The organism is Mucilaginibacter segetis (assembly GCF_016522075.1).
GTDB lineage: Bacteria > Bacteroidota > Bacteroidia > Sphingobacteriales > Sphingobacteriaceae > Mucilaginibacter > Mucilaginibacter segetis.
This window is the reverse complement of the sequence record NZ_JAEHFW010000001.1, coordinates 538,821-563,953: the sequence shown is the minus strand read 5'-3', so window position 1 is coordinate 563,953 and position 25,133 is coordinate 538,821. Positions and strand designations below refer to the sequence as shown.

The window sequence follows — 25,133 nt, the reverse complement described above, 5'->3', positions numbered from 1 at the left end:
AATTAATGAGTAAAAACATTCTAATAGTTTCACAATCTCATTTAAGTCGTAACCCCAGGGTGTTAAAAGAAGCTACAGCACTTGCGGACAACGGATATAACGTTTCTATTTTAACAGCTATTTATAATAACGATCTGTATCAGGAAGACCTTGAGCTATTACATGGCACTACTATAAATTATCAACTATACAGCGACCTGCGTAATGTTAATTTTGCATCCATTAAACAACGATTGATACGTAAAATAGCAGTATTTATACTAAAGTATTTGAAATTTGAGACTAAGAGTTGCCTTGGCTATAACGCTTATGGATTAAAAAAAAGATTAACAATAAGCACGGCCGACTTATACATTATGCATCAAGAATTAGCCACCGTAATAGGTAGCGAGATGCTTTCAAATAACGACCGAAAAATCGCATTCGATATAGAAGATTGGTATTCTGAAGATCTTTTACCTCAAGCAAGAAAATATCGGCCTATAAAACTTTTAAAAAAAATAGAATCTATCAGTTTACATAAGGGTATCTATTGTTCTACAACTTCTAATGCTTTAGCTAATAAGCTTGCAGAAGTTTATAAATGCAAACCTCCTTTAGTTATTTACAATGTTTTCCCGAACAATAATCATTTTTTTAATAAAGAGAAGGAGGTTGTGACTCCGTTAAAATTATTTTGGTTTTCTCAAACAGTTGGAGAAGGAAGAGGGATTGAGAATTTTATTAAATTAATCAATTCCACCAAAGAAAAAGTTGAATTACATTTGTTAGGAAATGTTAGTTCTATTTTCAGAGATACTTTAAAAAACATATTATCTCAAAAGCATCACATGTACTTTCATGAAACGGTACTTGAAAATGAATTAGCTGAAAAAATTTCCTCTTTCGATATTGGTTTAGCTTTGGAATTAACTATCCCACCCAGTAGAAATTATACAATTACCAATAAGTTTTTCCAATATTTACAATCCGGGCTACCAATTATAGCAAGTAAAACAGTTGGGCAAAATGAAATATTTGAAAATTTAAAACCCGGTTTCCAACTATCGCAAAAACCTGATTTAAAGGAAACCAATTTATTTTTTGAATGGTTGAATAATCCCATTGAAATAATCGCTGCAAGGCAGCGTGCAATTAAAGCAGCACAAATTTATAATTGGGAAATAGAATCAAAAAAGTTATTGAATTTGGTAAAAAAAGTACTTGAAGAATAAGGTAACCTTACAGATAAATTTATCTCCTGGTGATTATCCGCATGCGCGCTACATCTTAAAACATCAGTTAACTGCATTAAGCACACAGGTTGATGAGATAATTTTGAATGTGGAGACCAAACCCGCAAAGGGGCGGTTTGCTGAAGGATGGAATAAATACGTTGGGCTTCTTGTTGACTTTCTTAAAGTCGAAATTCATCCTCATTATAAAGTTAAGATCATCCCGGTAGATTATTCAGAAACAATAAAGAAAAACGTAGCCCGATTTTTTTTCGATACAGATAAAATGCCTGAAAAAGATTTCCGGGGAGGCCCATTTTATGCTTATTTTTTTGGCTTGTTTACTGCATCAAACAACTTAGTTTTTCATTTAGATTCAGATATGCTGCTTGGCGGCCAAAACGAAACATGGATAAGCGAAGCAGCCGGTTTATTAGAACAACCTGATAATTTTGTTACCTCACCCTTACCGGGCCCTCCACGTGCAGATGAAAAATTGCTTGGCCAAAATATAGTCAAACAAATAGGCCGATATTCCTACGAATTAGTAGGAATGAGTACGCGTATTTTTATGTTAGATAAGGCTAAATTTAAAACTCATAAACTATCTCTAAAGAAACCATCCACACGTAACCAGATAAAAGCTATAATTCAGGGGAACCCAAATGCAGATTTGCCGGAAAACCTGTTTCGTGATTTTATGTGGAGGGAAAATTTAAAACGGATAGATTTTTTAGGGTCCGATGATGGAATGTGGTCGTTACATCCGCCCTACCGCACCGCAAATTTTTATGACAATTTACCTGCTTTAATTAAAAGGGTTGAACAAAATAATTTACCACAGGCTCAACAAGGTTTTTATGACATCATAGACGAAGTGTGTGATTGGACCGAAGCGCGACAGAAATTAAAACAAAACACGTGGTGGAAAAAATTATCATTTTAAATTGAAGTCGCAATTGAAGAAATTACTTATCATTTCGCCATATTTCCCTCCCATAAATGCTGCAGATATGCACAGAATACGTACAAGTTTGCCTTATTTTAAGAATTTTGGCTGGGAATCAGAAGTAGTTATGATTAAACCAGAGTATACTGATATAACTACGGATGAACTGTTACTAAAAAGTATACCCGCTGATATAAAAATTCATAAAGTAAAAGCTTTTAACAAAAAATGGACAAGCAAAATAGGATTGGGTAGTGTAGCTTTACGCTCGTTATGGTTTTACTTTAGATACGTTAACCAATTATTGAAAAGTAACCGGTTTGATCTTATCTATTTTTCAACCACACAGTTTCCGGTTTGCATTTTGGGGTCTTATTGGAAGCAAAGGTTCAAAATCCCGTACGTAATTGATATGCAGGACCCTTGGCATTCGGATTATTATAACAGTAAGCCCAAATCTCAGCAGCCCTCAAAATATTGGTTCTCCTATCGTTTAAATAAATACCTGGAACCTATCGCCATAAAAAGTGCTGATGGTTTAATTAGTGTTTCGGAACATTATATCAAAGATCTAAAAACAAGATACCCCATTATTTCATCAATCCCTTCGGCTGTAATAACCTTTGGTTCAATTGAATCTGATAGTATAATATCTACGGAAAACAGCAATAAATTCACAAATATACTTCACCCTGATTCCAAAAACATTGTTTACATAGGCCGTGGTGGTAGTGATATGCATAAAGCATTAATTCCTGTATTTAAAGCATTTAAAAAAGGGTTAATAGAGAATCCTGCTGTTTTCACTTCTATAAAGCTTTTTTTTATTGGAACAAGTTATGCACCGCCAGGAAAGGGTTCTAAAACTATAGCCCCTCTGGCAGACGATTTTGGCATAACAGATCATGTAATTGAAATTACCGACAGATTGCCCTATTACCATGCCTTGGCAACCTTGCAAATGGCGGATGCCGTGCTTATAACAGGTTCAGACGATCCAAAATATACCGCCTCAAAAATTTACCCATATATGGTTTCGGGCAAACCTTTGCTTGCCGTATTTGGCATTAAAAGTGTCGCCAACACTGTACTTCGCGAATATGGCGCAAAATACCTTTATCATTTTGACGGCAATGAAGATGTTACCGACTATATATATGATTTCTTAGCAAATGCGGCACTTGGGAACTTACCAACACCAAATTACAATACTGAAGTATTAGGTAAATACGATGCAAAAAACATGTCACGCCTTCAGTGCGAATTATTTGAGCAGGTATTATCTAATCAGCCACTATGAAAAAACTTGCCATTATTACAACCCACCCTATTCAGTATTATGCGCCGATATTTCAACTACTACATGGCCGTAAAAATATAGAGGTCATAGTTTTCTATACCTGGGGGAGTGCGTCTTTAAAAAAACACGATCCTGGCTTTGAAAAAGAAGTAGAATGGGACACTCCTGTTTTAGAAGGGTATCCATATAAATGGGTAAAAAACACTTCCCGAAAACCCGGCTCACATAATTTTATGGGTATAATAAACCCTGATTTAATTAATGACATTAATAATTGGTGTCCGGATGTGCTTCTTGTCTTCGGATGGTCTTATTATAGTCATTTAAAAGTATTGCGATATTTCAAAAACAAATTACCCGTCTTTTTCCGCGGTGATTCCACATTGCTGGATGAAAAACCCGGCATTAAATCAATATTCAAATCAGTTCTTCTAAAATGGATATACAAACATGTCAATAACGCTTTTTATTGCGGAACTAATAATAAAGCTTATTTTAAAAAATATGGACTAAAAGATGAGCAGTTAATATTTGCACCACATGCAATAGACAACGAAAGATTTTATAAAACCGACACAATAAAATCACAAGACATCAGGTCTAAACTCCATATTACTGGTAACGATATACTTATACTTTTCGCCGGAAAGTTTATTGAAAAAAAAGATCCTACATTATTACTTCACGCCTTTCATAAATTAAATAAGCCCAATTGTCATTTACTTTTTGCAGGAAATGGGCCGTTGGAAGCTTCATTAAAAGCCAAAGCTGAAGGAAATAGAAATATTCATTTCCTGAATTTCCAAAATCAGCAAAATATGCCGGCGCTTTACCATGCATGCGATCTTTTTTGTTTGCCATCTAAAGGCCCGGGGGAAAGCTGGGGTTTAACAGTAAATGAAGCGATGGCATGCAATAAAGCCATATTAGTTTCAGATAAAGTAGGATGTGCAATTGATTTAGTGAAGCCCGAATTAAATGGATTCATTTTTAAAAGTAGCGATGAAAATAATCTGCTTAAATATTTACAGAGCCTAACCCGATCAAAAAATATTTTGAGTATTTACGGAGAAAATTCAGGACAATTAATCAAAGACTGGAATTTCATTAGGATTGCTAAAGCAATAGAAGACAGCCTTATTTCAAATAATTCACATTTTATATCCCAATATAAATAATGTCGCCTAACAAAGGACTCGAAAGATACCTGTTACTCTATTTCCCATGGTTAATTTCGCTGATCTTTAAGTATGATCCTCTATTATCGTATTTAATTGCGTGGTTGGGTTCATTCTTTATCTTTTACATCACTTTAAATGGTTGGGTAAAGCCTATACCCAATGATAGAAATTTCAGCGAACAGTTAATGCGACCGCTATTTATATTGCAAATAATTTTCGCAGGTTACATGAGCTGTACTTCTATCTTTTACCTTTTCAATACTTTAGGATATGAGAATTTTCATAAGTCAAGCTTTCAATATCTTTCAAATAAGGATGTATTAATACTTATAGCGCAATGCCAGCGCTATTACAGTTTGGGACATGCCGCATTTGTTACCGGTATATTAATATTCATGAAATATCCGGCAACTAAAACTTATTTTGTAAACAAGGGAGTAATTGCAGGTTTACTTTTAAGAGTGGCTATAATAAGCCTTCCTGTTGCTGTTATTTTTACAAAGGTACCCGGCTTATCCCAGTTTTCTGAGCAATTTAATTCGTTAAGTTTTATTGCGGGCACACTTGCGCTTGCGTTTGCCATCCCTCAAAAAAAATCAGTAAACATACTTATTTGTAGTGCGCTTTATCTATTCAACTTTTATGAATTTTTAATCTCAGGTTTTAAAGAGCCAATAATAGTGAGTATCATGGTTTTGGGTATTTTTCTTTACCCAAATTATAAAAAAATAGTAACCATTACCTTTATCCCTTTACTGTTATTTGCTTTTTGGATATTACCCGCGTATGTTAATACTTTCCGGCAAAACGCATGGTCTGGTCAGGTCGACGTTGATGAATCTGCGCAAATAGCCATTGATGCAACCATAAATGATGATCAGCAGGAAACAAACTGGGATTTTTTAGTATACCGGTTAAGTGAAATAGATATGTTTACCAAATTTATCCAATCTACCCCAAGTCGTATTGATTATTATGGCACCGATCTTTTAAAACAATCTCTTATAGTAATTATTCCCCGAATATTTTGGCCCCACAAACCTATTACCGAAAAGTTAGTAATGCAACGCGTATATGATGCAGGTGTAATAAGTCGTTATTCGCGGGTATCTGCAAAGCCTGCATTTATAGTTGATGCTTACCTATCCGGCGGGCAAATTGGTATATTTATCAGTTTGTTTTTATACGGCGCTATAGCTCAATTGATATCTATTCGAGCCGAAAGGTTATTCGGAGGGTATATATTGGGAAGTGCCCTTATTTTTAGTGGACTGTTTCAAATATTCTGGCGCGGACTGAGCTTTGAATTCATCATTAATTCTGTTTTTTGGAGTTACATTAGCATGTATATTATTTTCCATTTATTCAGGTACTATAAAATATTGAATAAGGTGTGAAAGTATTACAGATAAGTGCTGCCTATAAGCCTGCAATAGTTTACGGAGGACCCACTATGTCGGTAAGTATCTTATCAGAAGAATTAACCAAAGCAGGGATTGCAGTAACGGTTTATACCACCACCGCCAATGGTTCATCTGAGCTTAATGTTACCCCCAATAAAGCTACGAAGATTGATAATGTAATTGTGTATTACTTTAAGCGCATAACAAAAGACCATACTCATTTTTCGCCGGGTTTATTACAATTCTTATGGAAAACCATTAACGATTTCGACGTAGTGCATATACATGCCTGGTGGAACCTTGTTTCTTTGTTAAGCTGTTTCATAGCTTTATTAAAACAAAAACCTGTCTTATTATCGCCACGCGGCACTTTAAGCCCTTATTCTTTTACTAATCGAAACATTAAAAGCAAAAAGCTAATTCATCGGTTTTTAGGTAAAATACTCTTAAAAAGATGTCATATCCATACCACATCAGGCAGAGAGTACGAGGCTGTACAAAAACTTGTTTCGCCGCTAAGTATAAATACCATACCCAATTTTGTAAAACTGGAAGACGTAAACATTAAGGAAAATTCAGAGTCCGATCCATCGATTTTAAAACTACTTTATCTTTCGCGTATTGAAGAAAAAAAAGGACTCGATTTATTGATTAAAGCATTAAGGCTCATTAATGTCCCCTATCACCTTACCATTGCCGGCGATGGCAATCCGGATTATATAAATAAATTACAAAATGAAGCTAAAATACTTAGAGTTAATGAGCATATTACCTGGGCTGGTTTTGTAGATACTGATAAATTTAAACTCCTTCAACAGCAAGATCTGTTAGTACTCCCCTCCCACGATGAAAATTTCGGAAACGTTGTGATCGAAAGTTTATCTACAGGCACTGCGGTATTGATAAGCGAAAATGTAGGATTGGCTAAATATATCAAAAAAAATAAATTTGGCTGGATATGCCAAAGTAATCCGCAATCTGTTGCCAAACACATAAATAACATTGGTAAACAATCGGCTGCAGCATTAAAGGACATCAGAACGAACGCACCTCAAATAATATATCAAGATTTTACAGGCACCCATTTAGCCCAAAAATATATCGACCTTTATAAAAAGATCATCGTTGCACAAAATCCTAATTTAGAGCATCATTAATAATTGAATCAGCATTTTTCCTTTATCGTTTTAACATATAATGAGGAGATTCACCTGCCACGACTACTTTCATCAATAGCCGGACTTGATGCTCAAATGTTTTTGTTGGATTCCTACAGTTCCGATAATACTATCGCCATAGCCGAAAAAGCCCGGGCTACTATACTGCAAAATAAATTTGAGAACCATCCTAAGCAATGGGATTACGCTTTAAATAACTTCGATATCAAAACTCCCTGGATAATTTGTTTGGATGCTGATCAGATAGTAACGCCGGAACTATATCAACAATTAGCTGCATTCAAAAACGAAGATCATCAGCAGGTAGACGGGATTTATTTTAACCGGAAAAATTATTTTAAAGGTAAGTGGATAAAGTACGGCGGATATTACCCATTCTATCTTCTTAAAATGATAAGATATGGCAAAGGTTTTTCAGATCTGAACGAAAATATGGATCACCGATTTGTGGTAAGGGGTAATACTGTTATCTGGAAGAATGGCCATCTGATTGAGGAAAATTTAAAAGAAAATAATATTCGCTTTTGGATTGATAAGCATAACCGTTATAGCGATTTAGTCGCAATAGAAGAAACGGAACGTATATTAGGGGTAAGGGAACAAACCGTTAAACCCCGCTTTTGGGGCAGCCCGGACGAGCGTACTGCCTGGCTTAAACAATTGTGGTGGCGCCTGCCCAGATATATACGGCCTCTATTGTATTATATTTACCGAGTAGTATTCAGGTTAGGAATACTGGATGGCAGAACCGGTATGATATTTCATTTTTTACAAGGTTTTTGGTTTCGGCTAATTGTTGATATAAAGATCGATGAAATTATTAAGCAACGTAAAAAGTTATCTTAATCAAAACATCGCGATAAAATTCGCTATAACCTTTATTGGTCTGTTTTTAATATTCTATTATTTTAATGTCTATTTCTTCGGTCTTACATCGGTTGGCAATCACTACAATTCCTTTTTAGATCAGCATTTAAATTATATTAGTTGGTTGCGATGGTTGTTGTTAAATACATCTGCAGGCATATTAAATTTTATTGGATTTGCCGCTATTGTGAACAAATACGAATTGCTTGTTTCCGGTCATGGTGCAATACGCCTAATTTATACCTGTTTAGGATTAGGTGTGATGAGCTTTTTCGTGGCATTTGTTATAGCTTACCCAAAAAAACTTAAATCAAAACTCATATTCCTGATAACAGGATTGTTAACTATCCAGTTGCTTAATATCATTCGTTTAATGCTTATCGCTTTATATTGGAACAGAGATCGTGAACGGGTTATAGATCACCACACCATTTTTAACCTGTTTATATACATAATCATAGCTGTTGCTTTATACTTTTGGGTAAACAGCAAATCAAACAGTCCGCATGCGTCCAACTGATCTTTCGGCATACAATAATCAGCCCTATCATCCCGGTGGAAGTGTCTTTAAACGTGTGCTATGGTATTATATAAATAACCTGATATTTAACACCGGTCTGTTTCCATTCAATTGGTTAAAAGTTTCTCTTTTAAAACTATTCGGTGGTAAGATTGGCTTTAACGTAACTATTAAACCCCGGGTAAATATCAAATACCCATGGCTGTTAACCATAAGTAATAATACATGGATAGGTGAGAACGTTTGGATTGATAACCTGGTGATGGTGACCATCGGAAGTAATGTTTGTATTTCGCAAGGGGCTTTTTTACAAACGGGGAGTCATAATTATAAAAAAACTACCTTTGATCTGATAACCGGAAATATTGTTTTAGAAGACGGGGTTTGGATAGGCTGCGCCGCAATCATTAATCACTCCGTTATTATGGCATCACATTCTGTATTAACCAGTGGTTCTGTAGCCACCAAAAGCACCGAGCCATACTTTGTTTATCAAGGGAATCCTGCAGTTAAAATACGGCCGCGCGTTATTGAATAACAATAGTAGTGCTGTTGAATATTAAATAACAAATCATGTTACGTAAAGCAAAAAAGCCTTATAACCTGATCTTCCTGATAGCTGGCGTGGCCATACTTATAGCGGGGGGATTATTATTTATTAATCATAAAAAAGACGAAAAACAGAGCGAGAAGATAGATCCGAGGGAAATAAACCGCATTATTGATGAACCGTCTTTAGCTTACATTAAACAACTTGATAAAGAAAGTAACAATGCAGTCTTTGTATTTACTAAAGACTTCCCCGAATTCAAAAATCTGCATAACCGCGTTATTATCTTAAAACCTTTTAATCAGGATATCCGGTTTAATTTTGATGAGTATGTTCATAAAGATTATATGGGCGGCCCTATTTATATATTAATGCCGTCTTACTATGAAGGTATACGAGCCAAAGTGATGCTTAAATGCTTTCCGGGATATAAAGGGTTCTCGTTAAAGGAACTGAGCGACAATTACGTATTATTTTTTGCGAAAGATAAACGTTAGCCGATCTGCTGGTTAATAGCAGCCCACAACATATCCTTAAGTTCGTTTATATTTTTTTGGGCTACTGATGATATAAACACACAAGGAACATTCGCCGGCACTTCCTTTTTCATTTCCTGTAGTAGTTCTTCATCCAGCATATCCGATTTAGTGATGGCAAGCACCCTTGGTTTATGCATCAATTCGGCATTATACTCATTCAACTCCCGCAACAAAATACTATATTCTTCTTTGATGGTACGCGAGGTATCAGCAGGTATCATAAATAATAATACAGAGTTACGTTCAATATGGCGCAAAAATCGTATTCCCAATCCCTTGCCTTGCGAGGCCCCTTCTATAATACCCGGAATATCCGCCATTACAAATGAACGGTTATCACGATAGGCTACAATACCCAGGTTTGGCACCAATGTAGTAAATGCATAATCGGCTATTTCCGGCTTTGCCGCTGAAACTACTGAAAGTAATGTCGATTTACCTGCATTAGGAAAACCTACCAAACCAACATCAGCTAATATTTTTAACTCCAGCACATTCCACTCTTCTTTTCCCTCTTCACCAGGCTGAGAAAAACGTGGTGTTTGTAATGTAGGCGTTTTAAAATGCCAGTTACCCTGGCCTCCTCGTCCACCTTCAGTCAATATTCTTGTTTCCCCGTCTTTAGTGATCTCGAATAATATTTCACCGGTTTCTGCATTACGGGCTATGGTACCTAAAGGCACCTCTAATATTTCATCGCGCCCGGTTTTTCCGGTCCTTAACGAACTACCGCCCGAATCGCCATTACCGGCTATAACATGTTTCCTGAATTTAAGATGAAGCATGGTCCATAATTGCGCATTACCTTTTACAATAACGTGCCCGCCCCTGCCGCCATCGCCGCCATCAGGGCCGCCTTTTGCCGTGAATTTATCACGATGTAAATGCGATGAACCAGCGCCCCCGTGTCCGGATCGGCAGTTTATCTTTACATAATCAACAAAATTTGAACCTTGGGACATATTGCTTTATTTAAGCTGAATGTATTTAGACGGAAAGTCCGAAAGATAGTAAGTATAACACTTAACCAGCTTTCGGACTTAACTCTGAATTTTTGTTATCAGTTTGCTTTTTTTAGCCACGTCGCTATCACGTCGCAAATAGACGTAAAAATTTCATTCACCTCACCTATACCATTAATGCTGGTATACTTATTTTGGTTTTTGTAGAAATCCGCAACAGGGGCGGTTTTATTATTATATTCTTTTATACGTTTACGGATAACCTCCGGATTTGCATCATCGGGTCTGCCGGAGCTTTTGCCTCTTAACAATAATCTGTTCTCTAACTCTGCGTCATTAACCTCAAGAGCTATCATACCGGATATAGAGGAGCTTTTTGATATAAGCAATTCATCAAGTGCCTCAGCCTGAGCAACCGTACGCGGAAAACCGTCAAAAATAAAGCCTTTAGCATCTTTGTTGGCATCAAGCTTATTGCTTATCATACCAATAACCACCTTATCAGGAACCAATGTACCCTCGTCCATTAGTTTTTTGGCTTCTAATCCAAGTGCTGTGCCTTCGAATATCTCACCACGCAGTAAATCACCTGTAGATAAGTGAATTAATCCGAATTTTTCAATAAGTTTTTGTGATTGCGTTCCCTTCCCGGCGCCGGGGGGACCAAACAATACTAAGTTAAGCATCCCTTTGTGATTAAAGTTAAAAGCCTTTCTGTAAAAACGGAAAGGCTTAAATTTATGTGCACTTGTAGGGATTCGAACCCCAAACCTTCTCATCCGTAGTGAGATGCTCTATCCAGTTGAGCTACAAATGCATCTTTTATATTCTATTAATTCCGTTAAATAGTGAAACCACCATTTTTAACGGACTGCAAAAATAGAATTTCTTTTTTATCTCTGCAATATTTTTTTAATTACTTCACTTTTTCAGCTATAGCTTCGAAATTAGGAAGGTCGCCGGCGTTTTCTAATACCTCCGCATATACCACCGTTTGATCCTCATCCAAAACAAATGCTGCACGTTTTGATACACCCTTTAATCCGAATGCAAATTTCTCATATATAGCACCGTAAGCCGATGACGCTTCCTTATTGAAATCTGATAATAATGGAAACTGATAATTATTCTCTTCTTTGAACTTAGCAAGCGTAAATGGCGAGTCAACTGAAATACCTAATATCTGGGCATTCAAACCCTCATAATAACCAAAATTATCGCGCATAGTACACAGTTGAGTGGTGCATACACCTGTAAAAGCCATTGGGAAAAAATGGATCACCACTTTTCTTCCTTTAAAGTCCGAAAGCGATACCTCTTTCAGTTCCGACGATACTAATTTAAATTGGGGTGCTGGCTGGCCTGTTTGTATTGACATAAAAGTTTTTTATTACAAATAAACCATTTTATAAACATTTAAATTAATCCCTTCTATTTTTTGCTCAAATAAATTCGTCGTGAGCCATAATGAGCGGAGAAATTACATATAGAACATAATATTTATAAAGCTGTTAGAATTAAATGATGAATACCATAGTAATAACCCAACCCGGTGATCCCAAAGTTTTACAACTTGAAGAACGGCCGGTTCCGGATTATACAGATACGGAAGTATTAGTTAAAGTAGAGGCAGCCGGTATAAACCGGCCGGATGTATTTCAGCGTAAAGGCAACTATCCGCCGCCGCCAGGCGCGCCTATAGATATACCCGGCCTTGAATTAGCAGGAATTGTAACCGCAGCGGGAAGTAAAGTTAAACGGTGGAAAATTGGCGATAAAGTTTGCGCGCTGGTTTACGGTGGTGCTTATGCGGAATTTTGCAATGTGCCCGAAGGGCAATGTTTACCTGTACCTCCAAACCTTTCATTTGCGGAAGCGGCGTCTTTGCCGGAAACTTTCTTTACCGTATGGAGCAATGTATTTGACCGAGGGAAGCTCCAACCGGGCGAGAGCTTGCTGGTACATGGCGGTTCAAGTGGTATTGGCGTAGCGGCTATACAAATGGCAAAAGCATCCGGCTGTACGGTTTACGTTACCGCAGGTACCGATGATAAATGCGCGTTTTGTGAAAACCTTGGGGCAGATAAAGCGATCAATTACAATAAACAGAATTTTGCAGATTTAATCAGCATGTTAACCAATGGAAGGGGAGTTAACGTAATATTAGATATGGTTGGCGGTGATTACACACCATTAAATATACAGAGCCTTGCCGATGATGGTAGATTGGTTATGATCAATACTATTAAGGGTAAACAGGTGCAAGTAGATATGTCTGCGGTAATGCGCAGGCGTTTAACTATCACCGGCTCAACTTTGCGCGCACGAAGTACAGTATTCAAAACCGCTATAGCACGTAAATTAGAGGAAAACATATGGCCCCATATAACTTCGGGGAAAATAAAACCAGTTGTTTATAAAACATTTGCAGCAGCCCAAGCGGCTGAAGCACACCAGTTAATGGAAAATAGCACACATATGGGGAAGATAGTGCTGACCTTTTAATGTCGTTTTTTTGGTAACGTATAAAATGGCATAAAATTTCTTGCGATTAGTATTTAAATATTTGGCAATAAACCTTAACTTTGCGCCTCTGAAATAGTGCGTTGTATTAAAAAATAACTGTTTCATTGTAAATTCTTTAAAACACCAGGTTATATATGCCAAACATTGGAAAAATATCACGGATCATTGGTCCGGTAGTTGACGTAAGTTTCGCTGATGATGCACATCTTCCTAAGATTTATGATGCGCTCGAGATCACAAAAGACAACGGACAAAAAATTATTTTAGAAGTTCAACAACATTTAGGCGAAGACCGTGTGCGTGCTATCGCCATGGACTCAACCGATGGTTTACTGCGCGGTATGAAAGTTTTAGATACCGAAGCTGCTATTAAAATGCCGGTTGGCGAAAACATTAAAGGTCGTGTATTTAACGTAGTGGGTGATGCTATTGACGGCATCGAAGCTTTGGATAAAACTAACGGCCACCCCATTCACAATACGCCTCCCCGTTTCGAGGATCTGTCTACCGAAACTGAAGTACTGTTTACCGGTATTAAAGTTATCGATCTTTTAGAGCCTTATGTAAAAGGCGGTAAAATTGGTTTGTTTGGTGGTGCCGGTGTTGGTAAAACCGTATTAATTCAGGAACTGATCAATAATATAGCTAAAGCTTACGCCGGTTTATCGGTATTTGCAGGTGTAGGTGAGCGTACCCGTGAAGGTAATGACCTGTTGCGCGAGATGCTTGAATCAGGCATTATAAAATATGGTGATGCTTTTATGCATTCCATGGAAGAAGGTGGATGGGATTTGACCAAAGTAGATGCAGAAGCATTAAAAGATTCAAAAGCAACCTTCGTATTCGGACAAATGAACGAGCCTCCCGGTGCACGTGCACGTGTGGCGCTTTCCGGTTTAACTATTGCTGAATATTTCCGCGATGGTGATGAAGAAGGTAAAGGCCGTGATATATTATTCTTTATTGATAACATCTTCCGCTTTACGCAGGCGGGTTCAGAGGTATCGGCGCTGTTAGGCCGTATGCCATCTGCAGTAGGTTATCAACCAACGCTGGCAACAGAGATGGGTACTATGCAGGAACGTATCACATCAACAAAACGCGGTTCCATCACCTCAGTACAGGCGGTTTATGTGCCTGCGGATGACTTGACTGACCCCGCTCCGGCTACTACATTTGCCCACTTGGATGCAACAACCGTACTTTCACGTAAAATTGCAGAGTTAGGTATCTATCCTGCGGTGGATCCTTTGGATTCAACCTCACGTATCCTTAGCCCGGCTATTTTAGGTGACGAACATTATAATACGGCGCAACGCGTTAAAGAAACTCTGCAACGCTATAAAGAACTTCAGGATATTATTGCCATATTAGGTATGGATGAATTGTCTGAAGAAGATAAGCTGGTAGTGTCCCGTGCACGCCGTGTACAGCGTTTCCTTTCACAGCCATTCCACGTTGCTGAGCAATTCACCGGTTTAAAAGGTGTATTGGTTGATATCAAAGAAACCATAAAAGGCTTTAATATGATCATGGATGGTGAAGTTGACGAATATCCGGAAGCAGCATTTAACCTGGTAGGTAGTATTGAGGATGCTATTGAAAAAGGTAAAAAATTATTAGCTGAAGCTAATAACTAAAATTTGAGATGTTAGATATGAGATTTGATACCTGCTATTCAAATCTCATATTTTTTTCGGTATATATTAAGAAACAGATATAAGGTAAAACGGATTAAGACATTCTATATAAAGTCTCACATCTAATATCTAATATCTAATATCTAATTAAAACATGACATTAGAAATTCTAACACCTGATAAAACAGTATTTGAGGGCGAAGTTACCTCGGTTACCTTGCCGGGTACCTTGGGTTTTTTAGAACTGTTAAATAACCACGCCCCTATCATCTCCACTCTGAATGATGGCAAGCTTACTGTAAGAGGTGGCGGTAAGGATGAAGTGTTTTATATTCACGGTGGTGTAGTTGAAGCTTTAAACAATAAAGTAACAGTACTGGCCGAGGGTATTACACACAAATAGATCCACTTAACAATAAAATAAAAAAATGCCCGGGCAAATTACCCGGGCATTTTTTTATTTATCCGTTGCTTTTAGTGTGGCGTCTATCGTTATCGGATAGCTTAATCCGCCGGGTATTTGCGGAGAGTCTTTAATATCTGCGGTGCCGGACAGATGTTTGGTTATGGTCGATTCGGTTATCCATCCGGTATGTTTATCAATTTTAACTTTTGCTGTCATGGTGCCAGCCATGTTAATAAAACGCATTTCCAAGCCATTAGAAACTTTATATCCTGAATCTTTTCCTGATACTATCTTTGCAGATCCATTTATAACGTACTCATTAGGCGTTATGTCTTCCAAGCTATAAGTTATTTGTGTATTTATAGATACCCCCGAAGTTTCCATAGCAATTGCCGTCAGCCATGAATCGTGCAATGAGATCTTCTTTTCCGGAAACACAACAAATTCTTCCTGGAAATTACCTTTAATAGTTTTTTCCCCGAAAGATTTTTGCATCTGGCTTTTTATGGACGCCTTCTGAGCTTCAGTAAGCTGCGCCTGTAGATCGAACATAGTAGAAAATAAATTATCGGTGTTCTTTACGTCAATTATTCTGCCGGTGTTGCTCATAATTATCGTAAATGGTTTATTGAGCATAGCTGCCAAAACAATAGCAAACGGATTACCATCTTTATCAGTTGAACTGTATTTAATCTCCTTGTCTCCAATTTTCATATTCATTCTCATATCCGTATACTTTACTTCAAGGGTATATAGCGTATCATTAATAGCTACTACTTTATGAATAGTTTGTGCAGATATCTTCGTTGAAACTATCTGGTTAGTTCCATTAATTTCCTGATCTATGGTCATGTCTACCGTGTTATTTAAAACGTAAACGCTGTCCATTTTCAGATCAAGCTTAAGCTTAGTTTTTTGGGAATAACAAAAAGTAGTACTAACAAGCAAAAGAAGTGAGGTAAAAATATTTTTCATGTTATTTTTTAATTAACTAAAGATGTATAATGTTTACTCCGATAACAAACTTTCACTGATCATTTTTGAACAATTTTTTTCGCAGGAAACGCAAATTCAGGCAGAAAATCAGCTAATTATTATGCATGCATAAAATTTATACCGAATACCGTTTTAAACTTTGGTATAAATCAATAGAAATAAAATATCAATATTATATATATATAAAGAATATTATATGTTATAATTAATAAATTGAAGAATTATATATTTTTTTAATAAATTTTATTTATCCTATTGTTATTCGCGTAGGCTATATCTAACTTACAAATATCAAATATAAGACTTGGATAAATACGGGTCTTACCCGAATCAATAGCTGAAAATTATAAATAAATGAGCTCGTCATCAGATACTACCAAAGCTGTAGAAATAAACAAGTACAGCAAAACCTTAACGCAGGATCCTACCCAGCCCGCCGCGCAGGCGATGTTATATGGAATTGGTCTTACTGATGATGATATGAAAAAGGCACAAGTAGGTGTAGCCAGTATGGGATACGATGGCAATACCTGCAATATGCATCTTAATGATCTGGCTAAATTAGTTAAACAAGGCATCTGGAATGAAGACATGGTAGGTTTAATATTCCATACCATAGGTGTAAGCGACGGCATGAGTAACGGTACCGAAGGGATGAGGTATTCTTTAGTAAGCCGCGATGTAATTGCCGACTCGATAGAGGCAGTTACCGGGGCTCAATATTATGATGGTTTAATTACCCTACCGGGTTGCGATAAAAACATGCCCGGCTCTATAATGGCCATGGGACGACTGAACCGTCCGTCTATTATGGTATACGGAGGAACTATTAAGCCTGGTCATTGGAAAGGTGAAGATTTGAACATCGTATCAGCTTTTGAAGCTCTGGGTAAAAAAATATCCGGACAGATAGATGATGTAGATTTTATGGGCATCATAAAAAATGCCTGCCCCAGCGCGGGAGCCTGCGGGGGTATTTACACTGCTAATACTATGGCAGCAGCTATAGAGGCTTTGGGCATGAGTTTACCTTACTCCTCATCAAACCCTGCATTAAGCGAAAATAAAAAAGCGGAATGTTTGGCGGCTGGCAAGGCCATTAAGATACTTTTAGAAAAAGATATTAAACCATCAGATATCATGACCCGCGAAGCCTTCGAGAACGCCATTGTGGTGATTATGGTGTTAGGTGGCTCAACTAACGCGGTATTGCACTTAATTGCAATGGCCAAAAGCGTGGATGTTAAATTAACGCAGGACGATTTTCAGGCAGTAAGTAACCGTATCCCGGTGCTGGCCGATATGAAACCCAGCGGTAAATATATGATGGAAGACCTTCACAATGTTGGCGGTGTTCCGGCGGTTATGAAGTATTGTTTGGAACAAGGCTGGTTACATGGCGATTGTTTAACTGTTACCGGCAAAACCATTACCGAAAATCTTGCTGATGTACCCTCACTTGAATTTGAAAACCAAAAGGTTATCAGACCTACTGAAAATCCTATAAAAGCTACCGGACACTTACAGATACTTTACGGAAATCTTGCCGAGGGCGGCAGTGTCGCAAAAATAACAGGTAAAGAAGGTGAGCGTTTCACCGGTCCTGCCCGTGTGTTTGACGGAGAGTTCGAACTGATAGCAGGTATCCAAAGTGGTCGCGTTAAAAAAGGCGATGTAGTGGTAATTCGCAATGTAGGCCCTAAAGGTGCACCGGGTATGCCCGAAATGCTGAAACCAACATCAGCCATATTTGGCGCGGGGCTGGGTAGTTCGGTCGCGCTAATCACCGACGGTCGCTTTAGCGGCGGCACACATGGCTTTGTTGTAGGTCATATTACTCCTGAGGCATTTGACGGCGGATTTATAGCCATGGTAAAAGATGAAGACATAATTGAGATAGATGCCGTGGCCAACACTATAAAAGTGGCGCTGTCTGACGAGGAAATAGCAGCACGTAAAGCCCAATGGGTACAACCGGCATTAAAAGTCAATAAAGGATTACTATATAAATATGCTAAAACCGTAAGCTCAGCTGCCGAAGGTTGCGTAACAGATGAATTATAAGTATATGCTGATTCCAAAACGGATACAGCTGGTAAAGAAAATAAATAATTAAACCCATAGGGAAATTGACGGCATATGGAAACACAAGCAATCACACAGGAGATAAGTGAACCCGCTGCAGAAAACGCAAAACCACTTACCAAAGAAGTTTCGGGATCGGTAGCTTTACTGGAAGCTTTGATCGTTGAGGGTGTGGACACCGTTTTTGGCTACCCGGGTGGAGCAATAATGCCTATTTATGATGCATTGTATGATTACAATGACAAACTTAATCATGTACTGGTAAGGCATGAGCAAGGCGGCATCCATGCGGGGCAGGGATATGCACGCACTTCGGGTAAGGTTGGTGTGGTGTTTGCTACCAGCGGCCCCGGCGCAACTAACCTGATAACAGGACTGGCCGATGCGCAGATCGACAGCACTCCACTGGTTTGTATAACCGGGCAGGTATTTGCTCATTTATTAGGTACCGATGCTTTCCAGGAAACTGACGTTATTAACATTACCACCCCCGTTACTAAATGGAATTACCAGGTAACTGATGCTAACGAAATACCTGAAGTAATAGCCAAGGCATTCTATATCGCTAAAAGCGGCAGACCCGGACCTGTGTTAATTGATATCACCAAAAACGCACAGATACAAAAGTTCAAGTACGAGGGTTATACTCCTTGTAACCATATCCGTAGTTACAGGCCCAAGCCTATAGTGCGTACAGAGTATATTCAGCAGGCTGCCGAATTGATAAACCAGGCTAAAAAGCCATTTATTATTTGGGGGCAGGGTGTAATATTGGGCAGTGCCGAGCAGGAGTTTAAAGCTTTTGTTGAAAAAAGCGGCATACCCGCCGCATGGACCATATTAGGTGCAGGTGCCATTCCATCAGATCACGAACAAAACGTTGGTATGCTGGGTATGCATGGCAACTATGGCCCTAACGTATTAACTAACGAATGCGATGTGTTAATTGCCATAGGCATGCGTTTTGATGACCGCGTTACCGGCCGCCTGGATAAATATGCTAAACAGGCCAAGGTTATCCATTTGGATATTGACCCTGCCGAAATAGATAAAAATGTAAAAACAACGGTACCGGTATGGGGCGATTGTAAAGAGACCCTGCCAATGCTCACCGCTGCTATTGAGCAAAAAAAACATAATGATTGGCTTAATAAATTCAATGAATACACGCAGAAAGAAGTTGAAGCTGTAATTTATGATGAATTAAATCCGGCCAGCGGCGAAATGACCATGGGCGAAGTAATTAAGCAGTTGAACGACATCACCAAAGGCGAGACAGTAATAGTTTCAGATGTGGGTCAGCATCAAATGGTAGCTTGCCGTTACGCAAAACTAAATAATACCCGCAGTAACGTTACCAGTGGTGGTTTGGGTACCATGGGCTTTGCACTGCCGGCTGCCATCGGGGCCAAATTCGGCGCTCAGGACCGTACTGTTGTTGCCGTGATAGGCGACGGCGGTTTTCAAATGACCCTACAGGAATTAGGTACCATTATGCAAAGTGGTGTTAACGTTAAGATCATTATTCTCAACAACCATTTTTTAGGAATGGTACGCCAATGGCAGGAGCTTTTTAACGAGCGCCGCTATTCATTTGTAGATATTCAAAGTCCGGATTTTGTAATGGTAGCCAGGGGGTACGGGATAGAAGGAAAGTCAATTTCCGAAAGAGCAGACCTCGCTGGATCTTTAAAAGAAATGCTGGATCATAATGGCTCTTACTTACTGGAAGTTATAGTAACCAAAGAGAATAATGTATTCCCGATGGTGCCGCAGGGTTGCAGTGTAAGTGAGATCAGGCTTAAATAAAAAAAATTAATTTAATAACATCAGCCATGAGCGATCAGGATAATAATAAACAGGAATACAACATAACGGTTTATACCGAAAACCAAATTGGTTTGCTGAACCGTATCGCTATTATATTTACCCGGCGTAAAATTAATATTGATAGCCTGAACACCTCCCCTTCTGAAATTGAGAGCATTCACAGGTTCAATATTGTGATCACAGAATCCGAAGATGTGGTACGCAAACTTGCCCGTCAGATTGAAAAGCAGATAGAAGTGCTTAAAGTATACTTCCATACCAACGAGGACGTGATATGGCAGGAACTGGCCTTATATAAGTTATCCACCGATGTTATAGCTGAACGGGTAAGTGTAGAACGCTTATTGCGCGAGAACGGCGCACGTGTAGTGGTAATACGTAAAGACTATACGGTGTTTGAAACCACAGGGCACCGTGAGGAAACTGATAATTTAATAAAAATTCTGCAACCTTATGGTTTAATTGAATTTGTAAGGAGCGCACGCGTTGCTATTATTAAAGATAGCGAAGGCTTTAACTCCAAACTAAGGGAATTTGAAAGGCTGGAACCGGGTGAGGATGTGATGGAAAACAAATATCTGAATAAGGGCCAAAAAGTATTCAGCATGTAAAGCGGTTGAATATGAAATAAACGTTGTAAAACAACATTAACAATATCTTAAAATAATACAAATTTCAATAAAAAATGGCAAAATTAAATTTCGGCGGCAGCGAAGAAAACGTAGTAACCCGCGAAGAGTTCCCGCTATCAAAAGCACAAGAAGTACTGGCTAATGAAACCGTAGCGGTTATCGGTTACGGCGTTCAGGGCCCAGGCCAGGCGCTAAATCAAAAAGATAACGGCATCAACGTTATAGTTGGGCAGCGAAAAAATTCAAAAAGCTGGGATAAAGCAGTTAGCGATGGCTTTGTACCGGGCGAAACTCTCTTTGAAATTGAAGAAGCACTTGAAAAAGGTACTATTATTTGTTACCTGCTTAGTGATGCGGCACAAATTGAATTATGGCCAACCGTTAAAAAACATTTAACTCCTGGCAAGGCACTTTATTTTTCTCATGGCTTTGGCATCACGTTTAATGAGCAAACAGGCATTATCCCTCCGGCAGATGTTGACGTATTCTTAGTTGCACCAAAAGGCTCGGGTACATCATTACGCCGCATGTTTTTACAGGGCCGTGGTTTAAATTCAAGCTACGCTATTTTCCAGGATGCAACCGGCAACGCATGGAACCGTGTTATTGCTTTAGGTATTGCAGTAGGTAGCGGCTATTTATTTGAAACTGATTTCAAAAAAGAAGTTTACAGCGACCTTACTGGCGAACGCGGTACTTTAATGGGTTGCATACAGGGTGTTTTTGCGGCACAATATGATGTATTACGCAGCAATGGCCACTCCCCTTCCGAAGCATTTAACGAAACCGTTGAAGAGCTTACACAATCTTTAATGCCACTGGTTGCAGAGAACGGTATGGACTGGATGTATGCCAACTGTTCAACTACAGCACAACGCGGCGCGTTGGATTGGTGGAAAAAATTCCGTGATGCTACAAAACCTGTATTTGAAGAATTATACAATAGTGTGGCAACAGGTAAGGAATCACAAAAGTCAATAGATTCAAACAGTAAAGCTGATTACCGCGAAAAATTAAATGAAGAATTAAAAGAACTGCGCGAAAGCGAAATGTGGCAGGCAGGTAAAACTGTTCGTAGTTTACGTCCTGAAAATCAGGTTGTAGAAGCGTAGTGAGTTTAAGGTTGAAAGTGTAAAAGTTGTTAGCCGTGAGTTTCTTCTTTACACTTTTAACTTTCCACTTTGGACTTTATACTTAAAAAAAAATGGGACAAACATTATTTGATAAGATTTGGGATGCGCACGTCGTCAGTAGCAACGAGGGGTTTCCCGATATTTTATACATCGATACACACTTTATTCACGAAGTAACCAGCCCGCAGGCATTTGACGGTTTGCGCGCCAGAGGATTACCGGTTTTCAGACCCAAACAAACGGTGGCTACCGCCGATCATAACGTCCCTACATGGGATCAGCACTTACCCATAAAAGAAGAACTTTCGCGTTACCAGGTTGATATGCTCACTAAAAACTGCGCGGAGTTTGGTATAGAACTTTACGGATTAGGGCATCCCTTCCAGGGAATTGTACATGTTATCGGCCCTGAATTGGGCATTACCCGCCCTGGCGGCACTTATGTTTGCGGCGATAGTCATACCTCTACACATGGCGCCTTTGGTGCCATTGCATTTGGCATAGGCACTTCGCAGGTAGAACAGGTATTGGCTACACAATGCCTTTTACAGCAACGCCCAAAACGAATGAAGATAGAGGTGAATGGTACCCTGCAAAAAGGTGTAGGCGCTAAAGATATCATCCTGTATATTATTTCGCAGATCTCGGCTGCCGGTGGTACTGGGTATGCAGTTGAATATGCCGGCGATACCATCCGCTCTTTAAGCATGGAAGGCCGCATGACCATATGTAACATGAGCATTGAAATGGGCGCTCGCTGTGGTTTGATCGCTCCGGACGAAACCACCATTAACTATGTTAAGGGCCGTGAATTTGCGCCAAAGGGTGAAGATTGGGATAAAACTGTAGCCTACTGGCAAACACTTTACTCTGATGATGATGCACAGTTTGATAAAGTATTAAGTTTTAATGCCGAAGATATTGAACCGATGATCACTTACGGAACAAACCCGGGGATGGGTATCGGTATTACACAGCACGTTCCCGAAACTTTGTCATTTGAAGAAAAGGAACAGGGCTCTTACAAAAAAGCACTGAATTACATGGGGCTGCACGATGATGAGCAGTTATTGGGCAAACCGGTAGATTATGTATTTATTGGCAGTTGTACCAACTCCCGTATCGAGGACCTGCGCCAGGTGGCCGAATTTGTAAAAGGCAAACATAAAGCTGATAATGTTACGGTTTGGGTAGTGCCCGGTTCCAAACAGGTGCAGCAACAAGCCATACGCGAAGGACTGGATAAGGTATTTGAAGCAGCAGGTTTTCCCTTACGCGAACCCGGATGCAGCGCATGTTTAGGTATGAACGAAGATAAAATCCCGGCAGGTAAATACTGTGTATCCACATCTAACAGGAATTTTGAAGGCAGGCAAGGGCCCAACAGTCGTACTTTTCTGGCAAGCCCGTTAACCGCCGCTGCTTCGGCAATAACCGGAAAGATCACGGATATAAGGGAATTTTTGAAAGAGGAAGAGTTGGTTAGCTAATGATACTGGAAGTAGCTGTATTAAATGTCCTACCCGGCCAGGAAGATGCTTTTATAAAGACATTTACTATCGCACAAGGCATTATATCAAAAATGGAAGGCTGTTATTCACATCAGTTAAAAAGATGTATAGAAAATACAAGCCGCTTCATTTTGTTGGTGGAGTGGCAAGAACTTACAGATCATACAGTAGGCTTCAGAAAATCAGAAGACTACCAGGAATGGAAGAAATTGTTACATCACTTTTATGACCCGTTCCCTACTGTTGAACATTACGAAAATATTGTTGAGTTAGCGATAGCTTGATTATCAATAACAAAAATAAAATGGCAACTAAAATATTTAAACACATACAAACCAGCGTGGTGCCGCTGCCGATTGAGAATATTGATACGGACCAGATAATACCCGCAAGATTTTTAAAGGCTACTACCCGCGAAGGCTTTGGCAATAACCTGTTCAGAGACTGGCGCTATGACAACGAAGGTAACCCGAAACCGGAGTTTGTACTTAATGAGCCTATTTACCGCGGCAAGATACTGGTAGCAGGCAAAAATTTCGGGTGTGGCAGCAGTAGGGAGCATGCGGCATGGGCACTGGCTGATTATGGCTTTGATGCTGTAGTTAGCAGCTTTTTCGCAGATATATTTAAAGGCAACGCATTAAATAACGGATTGCTGCCTGTACAGGTTAGTGATGGATTTCTGAAAAAGATATTCGATGCGGTTGATAAAGATCCACACACAGTGATCGAGATAGATCTGGTAGATCAGTTTATTAAAATTGTGGCAACAGGCGAGCAGGAAGGCTTTGAGGTTAATCCCTATAAAAAAGCTTGCATGACCAACGGCTATGACGATATAGATTATATTTTAAGTAAAAAAGAACTGATAGCCGAGTTTGAAGAAAGGTAAAAGGTAAAAATGAGTAACACCAAAACCATCAACAAACACATAAAACGCGAAGGCAAAGGCACCGCCAAATTATTTGACGAACGCTCGCTGGAAGCTGATTATGCTACATTACCACCTTTGCTTAAAAAGGGCTGGAAGGTTTTGGATGTAGGTTGTGGCACCGGTGCAATATCAAAAGGAATAGCTGAACTGGTTGGACCAACCGGGCATGTAACCGGTATTGATAATACGGCTTACTTTATTGAGAGCGGCAAACAAACGTATGCTTCAGTTGAAAATCTGACTTTGATACATACCGATCTGTTTGTATTTGAACCGGATGAAAAATTCGACCTGATTGTAGCTGCGAGAGTTCTGCAATGGTTAAGCAATCCGCAGGAGGCAGTTGTAATATTAAAATCGATGCTAAAGCCGGGTGGGATATTATCCGTATTGGATTACGATCATGAGGCATTAGAATGGAAACCCCAACCGCCTGCAAGCATGCAAAAGTTTTACGCTACCTTTTTAAGGTGGCGGGCTGATGCAGGTATAAATAATCACATTGCAGGAGACCTTCCGAAATACTTTACTTTGGCCGGTTTAAGCAATGTAGAGGTATTAGAAGCCAATGAGGTATATAAGCGTGGGCAACCGAATTTTTCGCGAAAAATTGGCATTTGGTCGTCGGTAGCGCAATCAACACAAATGGTGGAAGAGGGATACATTGACGATAACGACCGCTTAAAAGCTATTGAAGATTACGATAACTGGATTAAAAGTGATGCGCAACTGATGATAATGAAACTTAACGAAGTGCGCGGCACTAATGATTAATAA

At 39.0% G+C, this 25,133-nt stretch carries 23 protein-coding genes, 1 tRNA gene and 1 pseudogene; 20 read left to right on the top strand and 5 right to left on the bottom strand.

What is annotated here, in order from left to right:
- Positions 1-5 precede the first annotated feature (5 nt).
- The 9 genes and pseudogenes from I5M19_RS02685 to I5M19_RS02640 all read left to right on the top strand — a co-directional run bounded on the left by I5M19_RS02685 (position 6) and on the right by I5M19_RS02640 (position 9,659).
- Positions 6-1,214 (top strand): glycosyltransferase family protein, encoded by a 1,209-nt coding sequence (locus tag I5M19_RS02685; protein ID WP_200063756.1) that lies wholly within the window; start codon positions 6-8, stop codon positions 1,212-1,214.
- Positions 1,204-2,160, top strand: a complete 957-nt coding sequence (locus I5M19_RS02680) for a hypothetical protein (protein ID WP_200063754.1) — start codon at positions 1,204-1,206, stop codon at positions 2,158-2,160. Before I5M19_RS02685 ends, I5M19_RS02680 begins: the two co-directional genes overlap by 11 nt.
- Positions 2,161-2,173: 13 nt before the next feature.
- The gene (locus tag I5M19_RS02675; protein WP_235985748.1) at positions 2,174-3,463 is read left to right on the top strand and encodes a glycosyltransferase; all 1,290 of its coding nucleotides are present in this window, start codon (positions 2,174-2,176) and stop codon (positions 3,461-3,463) included.
- Complete coding sequence (locus I5M19_RS02670; protein WP_200063752.1) at positions 3,460-4,641, top strand: glycosyltransferase family 4 protein; 1,182 nt, start codon at positions 3,460-3,462, stop codon at positions 4,639-4,641. The genes I5M19_RS02675 and I5M19_RS02670 overlap by 4 nt, the downstream gene beginning before the upstream one ends.
- On the top strand, positions 4,641-6,041 hold the full coding sequence (locus I5M19_RS02665) for an exosortase Y-associated Wzy-like protein (RefSeq protein ID WP_200063750.1): 1,401 nt from the start codon (positions 4,641-4,643) through the stop codon (positions 6,039-6,041). Before I5M19_RS02670 ends, I5M19_RS02665 begins: the two co-directional genes overlap by 1 nt.
- Positions 6,038-7,204: an XrtY-associated glycosyltransferase XYAG1 gene (locus I5M19_RS18775; RefSeq protein ID WP_200063748.1), complete on the top strand. Its 1,167-nt coding sequence runs from the start codon at positions 6,038-6,040 to the stop codon at positions 7,202-7,204. The genes I5M19_RS02665 and I5M19_RS18775 overlap by 4 nt, the downstream gene beginning before the upstream one ends.
- Before the next feature lie 3 nt (positions 7,205-7,207).
- Positions 7,208-8,612 (top strand): annotated as a pseudogene (gene xrtY / locus I5M19_RS18850) (exosortase Y).
- On the top strand, positions 8,599-9,150 hold the full coding sequence (locus I5M19_RS02645; protein ID WP_200063742.1) for a WcaF family extracellular polysaccharide biosynthesis acetyltransferase: 552 nt from the start codon (positions 8,599-8,601) through the stop codon (positions 9,148-9,150). Before xrtY ends, I5M19_RS02645 begins: the two are co-directional and overlap by 14 nt.
- A gap of 35 nt (positions 9,151-9,185) precedes the next feature.
- Entirely contained in the window at positions 9,186-9,659 is a 474-nt protein-coding gene (locus I5M19_RS02640; RefSeq protein ID WP_200063739.1) for an LPXTG cell wall anchor domain-containing protein, read from the top strand.
- Here I5M19_RS02640 and obgE read toward each other — a convergent pair.
- From obgE to I5M19_RS02620, 4 genes are all read right to left on the bottom strand, one after another.
- The gene (gene obgE / locus I5M19_RS02635; protein WP_200063737.1) at positions 9,656-10,663 is read right to left on the bottom strand and encodes a GTPase ObgE; all 1,008 of its coding nucleotides are present in this window, start codon (positions 10,661-10,663) and stop codon (positions 9,656-9,658) included. The two genes, I5M19_RS02640 and obgE, sit on opposite strands and share 4 nt — an antisense overlap.
- Positions 10,664-10,761: 98 nt before the next feature.
- Entirely contained in the window at positions 10,762-11,349 is a 588-nt protein-coding gene (locus I5M19_RS02630) for an adenylate kinase (protein WP_200063736.1), read from the bottom strand.
- A gap of 57 nt (positions 11,350-11,406) precedes the next feature.
- Positions 11,407-11,480, bottom strand: a tRNA-Arg gene (locus I5M19_RS02625).
- A 99-nt stretch (positions 11,481-11,579) separates the two neighbouring features.
- Complete coding sequence (locus I5M19_RS02620) at positions 11,580-12,041, bottom strand: redoxin domain-containing protein (RefSeq protein ID WP_200063734.1); 462 nt, start codon at positions 12,039-12,041, stop codon at positions 11,580-11,582.
- 143 nt (positions 12,042-12,184) lie between these two features.
- Here I5M19_RS02620 and I5M19_RS02615 point away from each other — a divergent pair, with 143 nt between their 5' ends.
- From I5M19_RS02615 to atpC, 3 genes are all read left to right on the top strand, one after another.
- The gene (locus I5M19_RS02615) at positions 12,185-13,168 is read left to right on the top strand and encodes an NAD(P)H-quinone oxidoreductase (RefSeq protein ID WP_317193208.1); all 984 of its coding nucleotides are present in this window, start codon (positions 12,185-12,187) and stop codon (positions 13,166-13,168) included.
- 155 nt (positions 13,169-13,323) lie between these two features.
- On the top strand, positions 13,324-14,829 hold the full coding sequence (atpD, locus tag I5M19_RS02610) for a F0F1 ATP synthase subunit beta (RefSeq protein ID WP_200063732.1): 1,506 nt from the start codon (positions 13,324-13,326) through the stop codon (positions 14,827-14,829).
- Positions 14,830-14,983: 154 nt separating this feature from the next.
- A complete protein-coding gene (atpC, locus tag I5M19_RS02605; protein WP_200063730.1) occupies positions 14,984-15,232 on the top strand; it encodes an ATP synthase F1 subunit epsilon in 249 nt (82 codons plus the stop codon).
- Positions 15,233-15,286: 54 nt separating this feature from the next.
- On the opposite strand, the gene I5M19_RS02600 is transcribed toward atpC, so the two are convergent.
- Positions 15,287-16,210: a DUF6263 family protein gene (locus I5M19_RS02600; protein WP_200063728.1), complete on the bottom strand. Its 924-nt coding sequence runs from the start codon at positions 16,208-16,210 to the stop codon at positions 15,287-15,289.
- Positions 16,211-16,585: 375 nt separating this feature from the next.
- On the opposite strand from I5M19_RS02600, the gene ilvD reads away from it, so the two are divergent.
- The 8 genes from ilvD (at position 16,586) to I5M19_RS02560 (ending at position 25,130) form a co-directional block, all read left to right on the top strand.
- A complete protein-coding gene (gene ilvD / locus I5M19_RS02595) occupies positions 16,586-18,295 on the top strand; it encodes a dihydroxy-acid dehydratase (protein WP_200063726.1) in 1,710 nt (569 codons plus the stop codon).
- Positions 18,296-18,370: 75 nt separating this feature from the next.
- The gene (gene ilvB, locus I5M19_RS02590; RefSeq protein ID WP_200063724.1) at positions 18,371-20,125 is read left to right on the top strand and encodes a biosynthetic-type acetolactate synthase large subunit; all 1,755 of its coding nucleotides are present in this window, start codon (positions 18,371-18,373) and stop codon (positions 20,123-20,125) included.
- Between the two features lie 26 nt (positions 20,126-20,151).
- Positions 20,152-20,757, top strand: coding sequence for an acetolactate synthase small subunit (gene ilvN, locus I5M19_RS02585; protein WP_200063722.1), 606 nt, complete (start codon positions 20,152-20,154; stop codon positions 20,755-20,757).
- 74 nt (positions 20,758-20,831) lie between these two features.
- Positions 20,832-21,890 (top strand): ketol-acid reductoisomerase, encoded by a 1,059-nt coding sequence (ilvC, locus tag I5M19_RS02580; protein ID WP_200063720.1) that lies wholly within the window; start codon positions 20,832-20,834, stop codon positions 21,888-21,890.
- Between the two features lie 92 nt (positions 21,891-21,982).
- On the top strand, positions 21,983-23,401 hold the full coding sequence (gene leuC / locus I5M19_RS02575; RefSeq protein ID WP_200063718.1) for a 3-isopropylmalate dehydratase large subunit: 1,419 nt from the start codon (positions 21,983-21,985) through the stop codon (positions 23,399-23,401).
- Positions 23,401-23,706, top strand: a complete 306-nt coding sequence (locus tag I5M19_RS02570; RefSeq protein WP_200063716.1) for an antibiotic biosynthesis monooxygenase family protein — start codon at positions 23,401-23,403, stop codon at positions 23,704-23,706. The genes leuC and I5M19_RS02570 overlap by 1 nt, the downstream gene beginning before the upstream one ends.
- 20 nt (positions 23,707-23,726) lie before the next feature.
- The gene (gene leuD / locus I5M19_RS02565) at positions 23,727-24,314 is read left to right on the top strand and encodes a 3-isopropylmalate dehydratase small subunit (RefSeq protein ID WP_200063714.1); all 588 of its coding nucleotides are present in this window, start codon (positions 23,727-23,729) and stop codon (positions 24,312-24,314) included.
- 9 nt (positions 24,315-24,323) lie between these two features.
- On the top strand, positions 24,324-25,130 hold the full coding sequence (locus tag I5M19_RS02560; protein WP_214653015.1) for a methyltransferase domain-containing protein: 807 nt from the start codon (positions 24,324-24,326) through the stop codon (positions 25,128-25,130).
- Positions 25,131-25,133 lie beyond the last annotated feature (3 nt).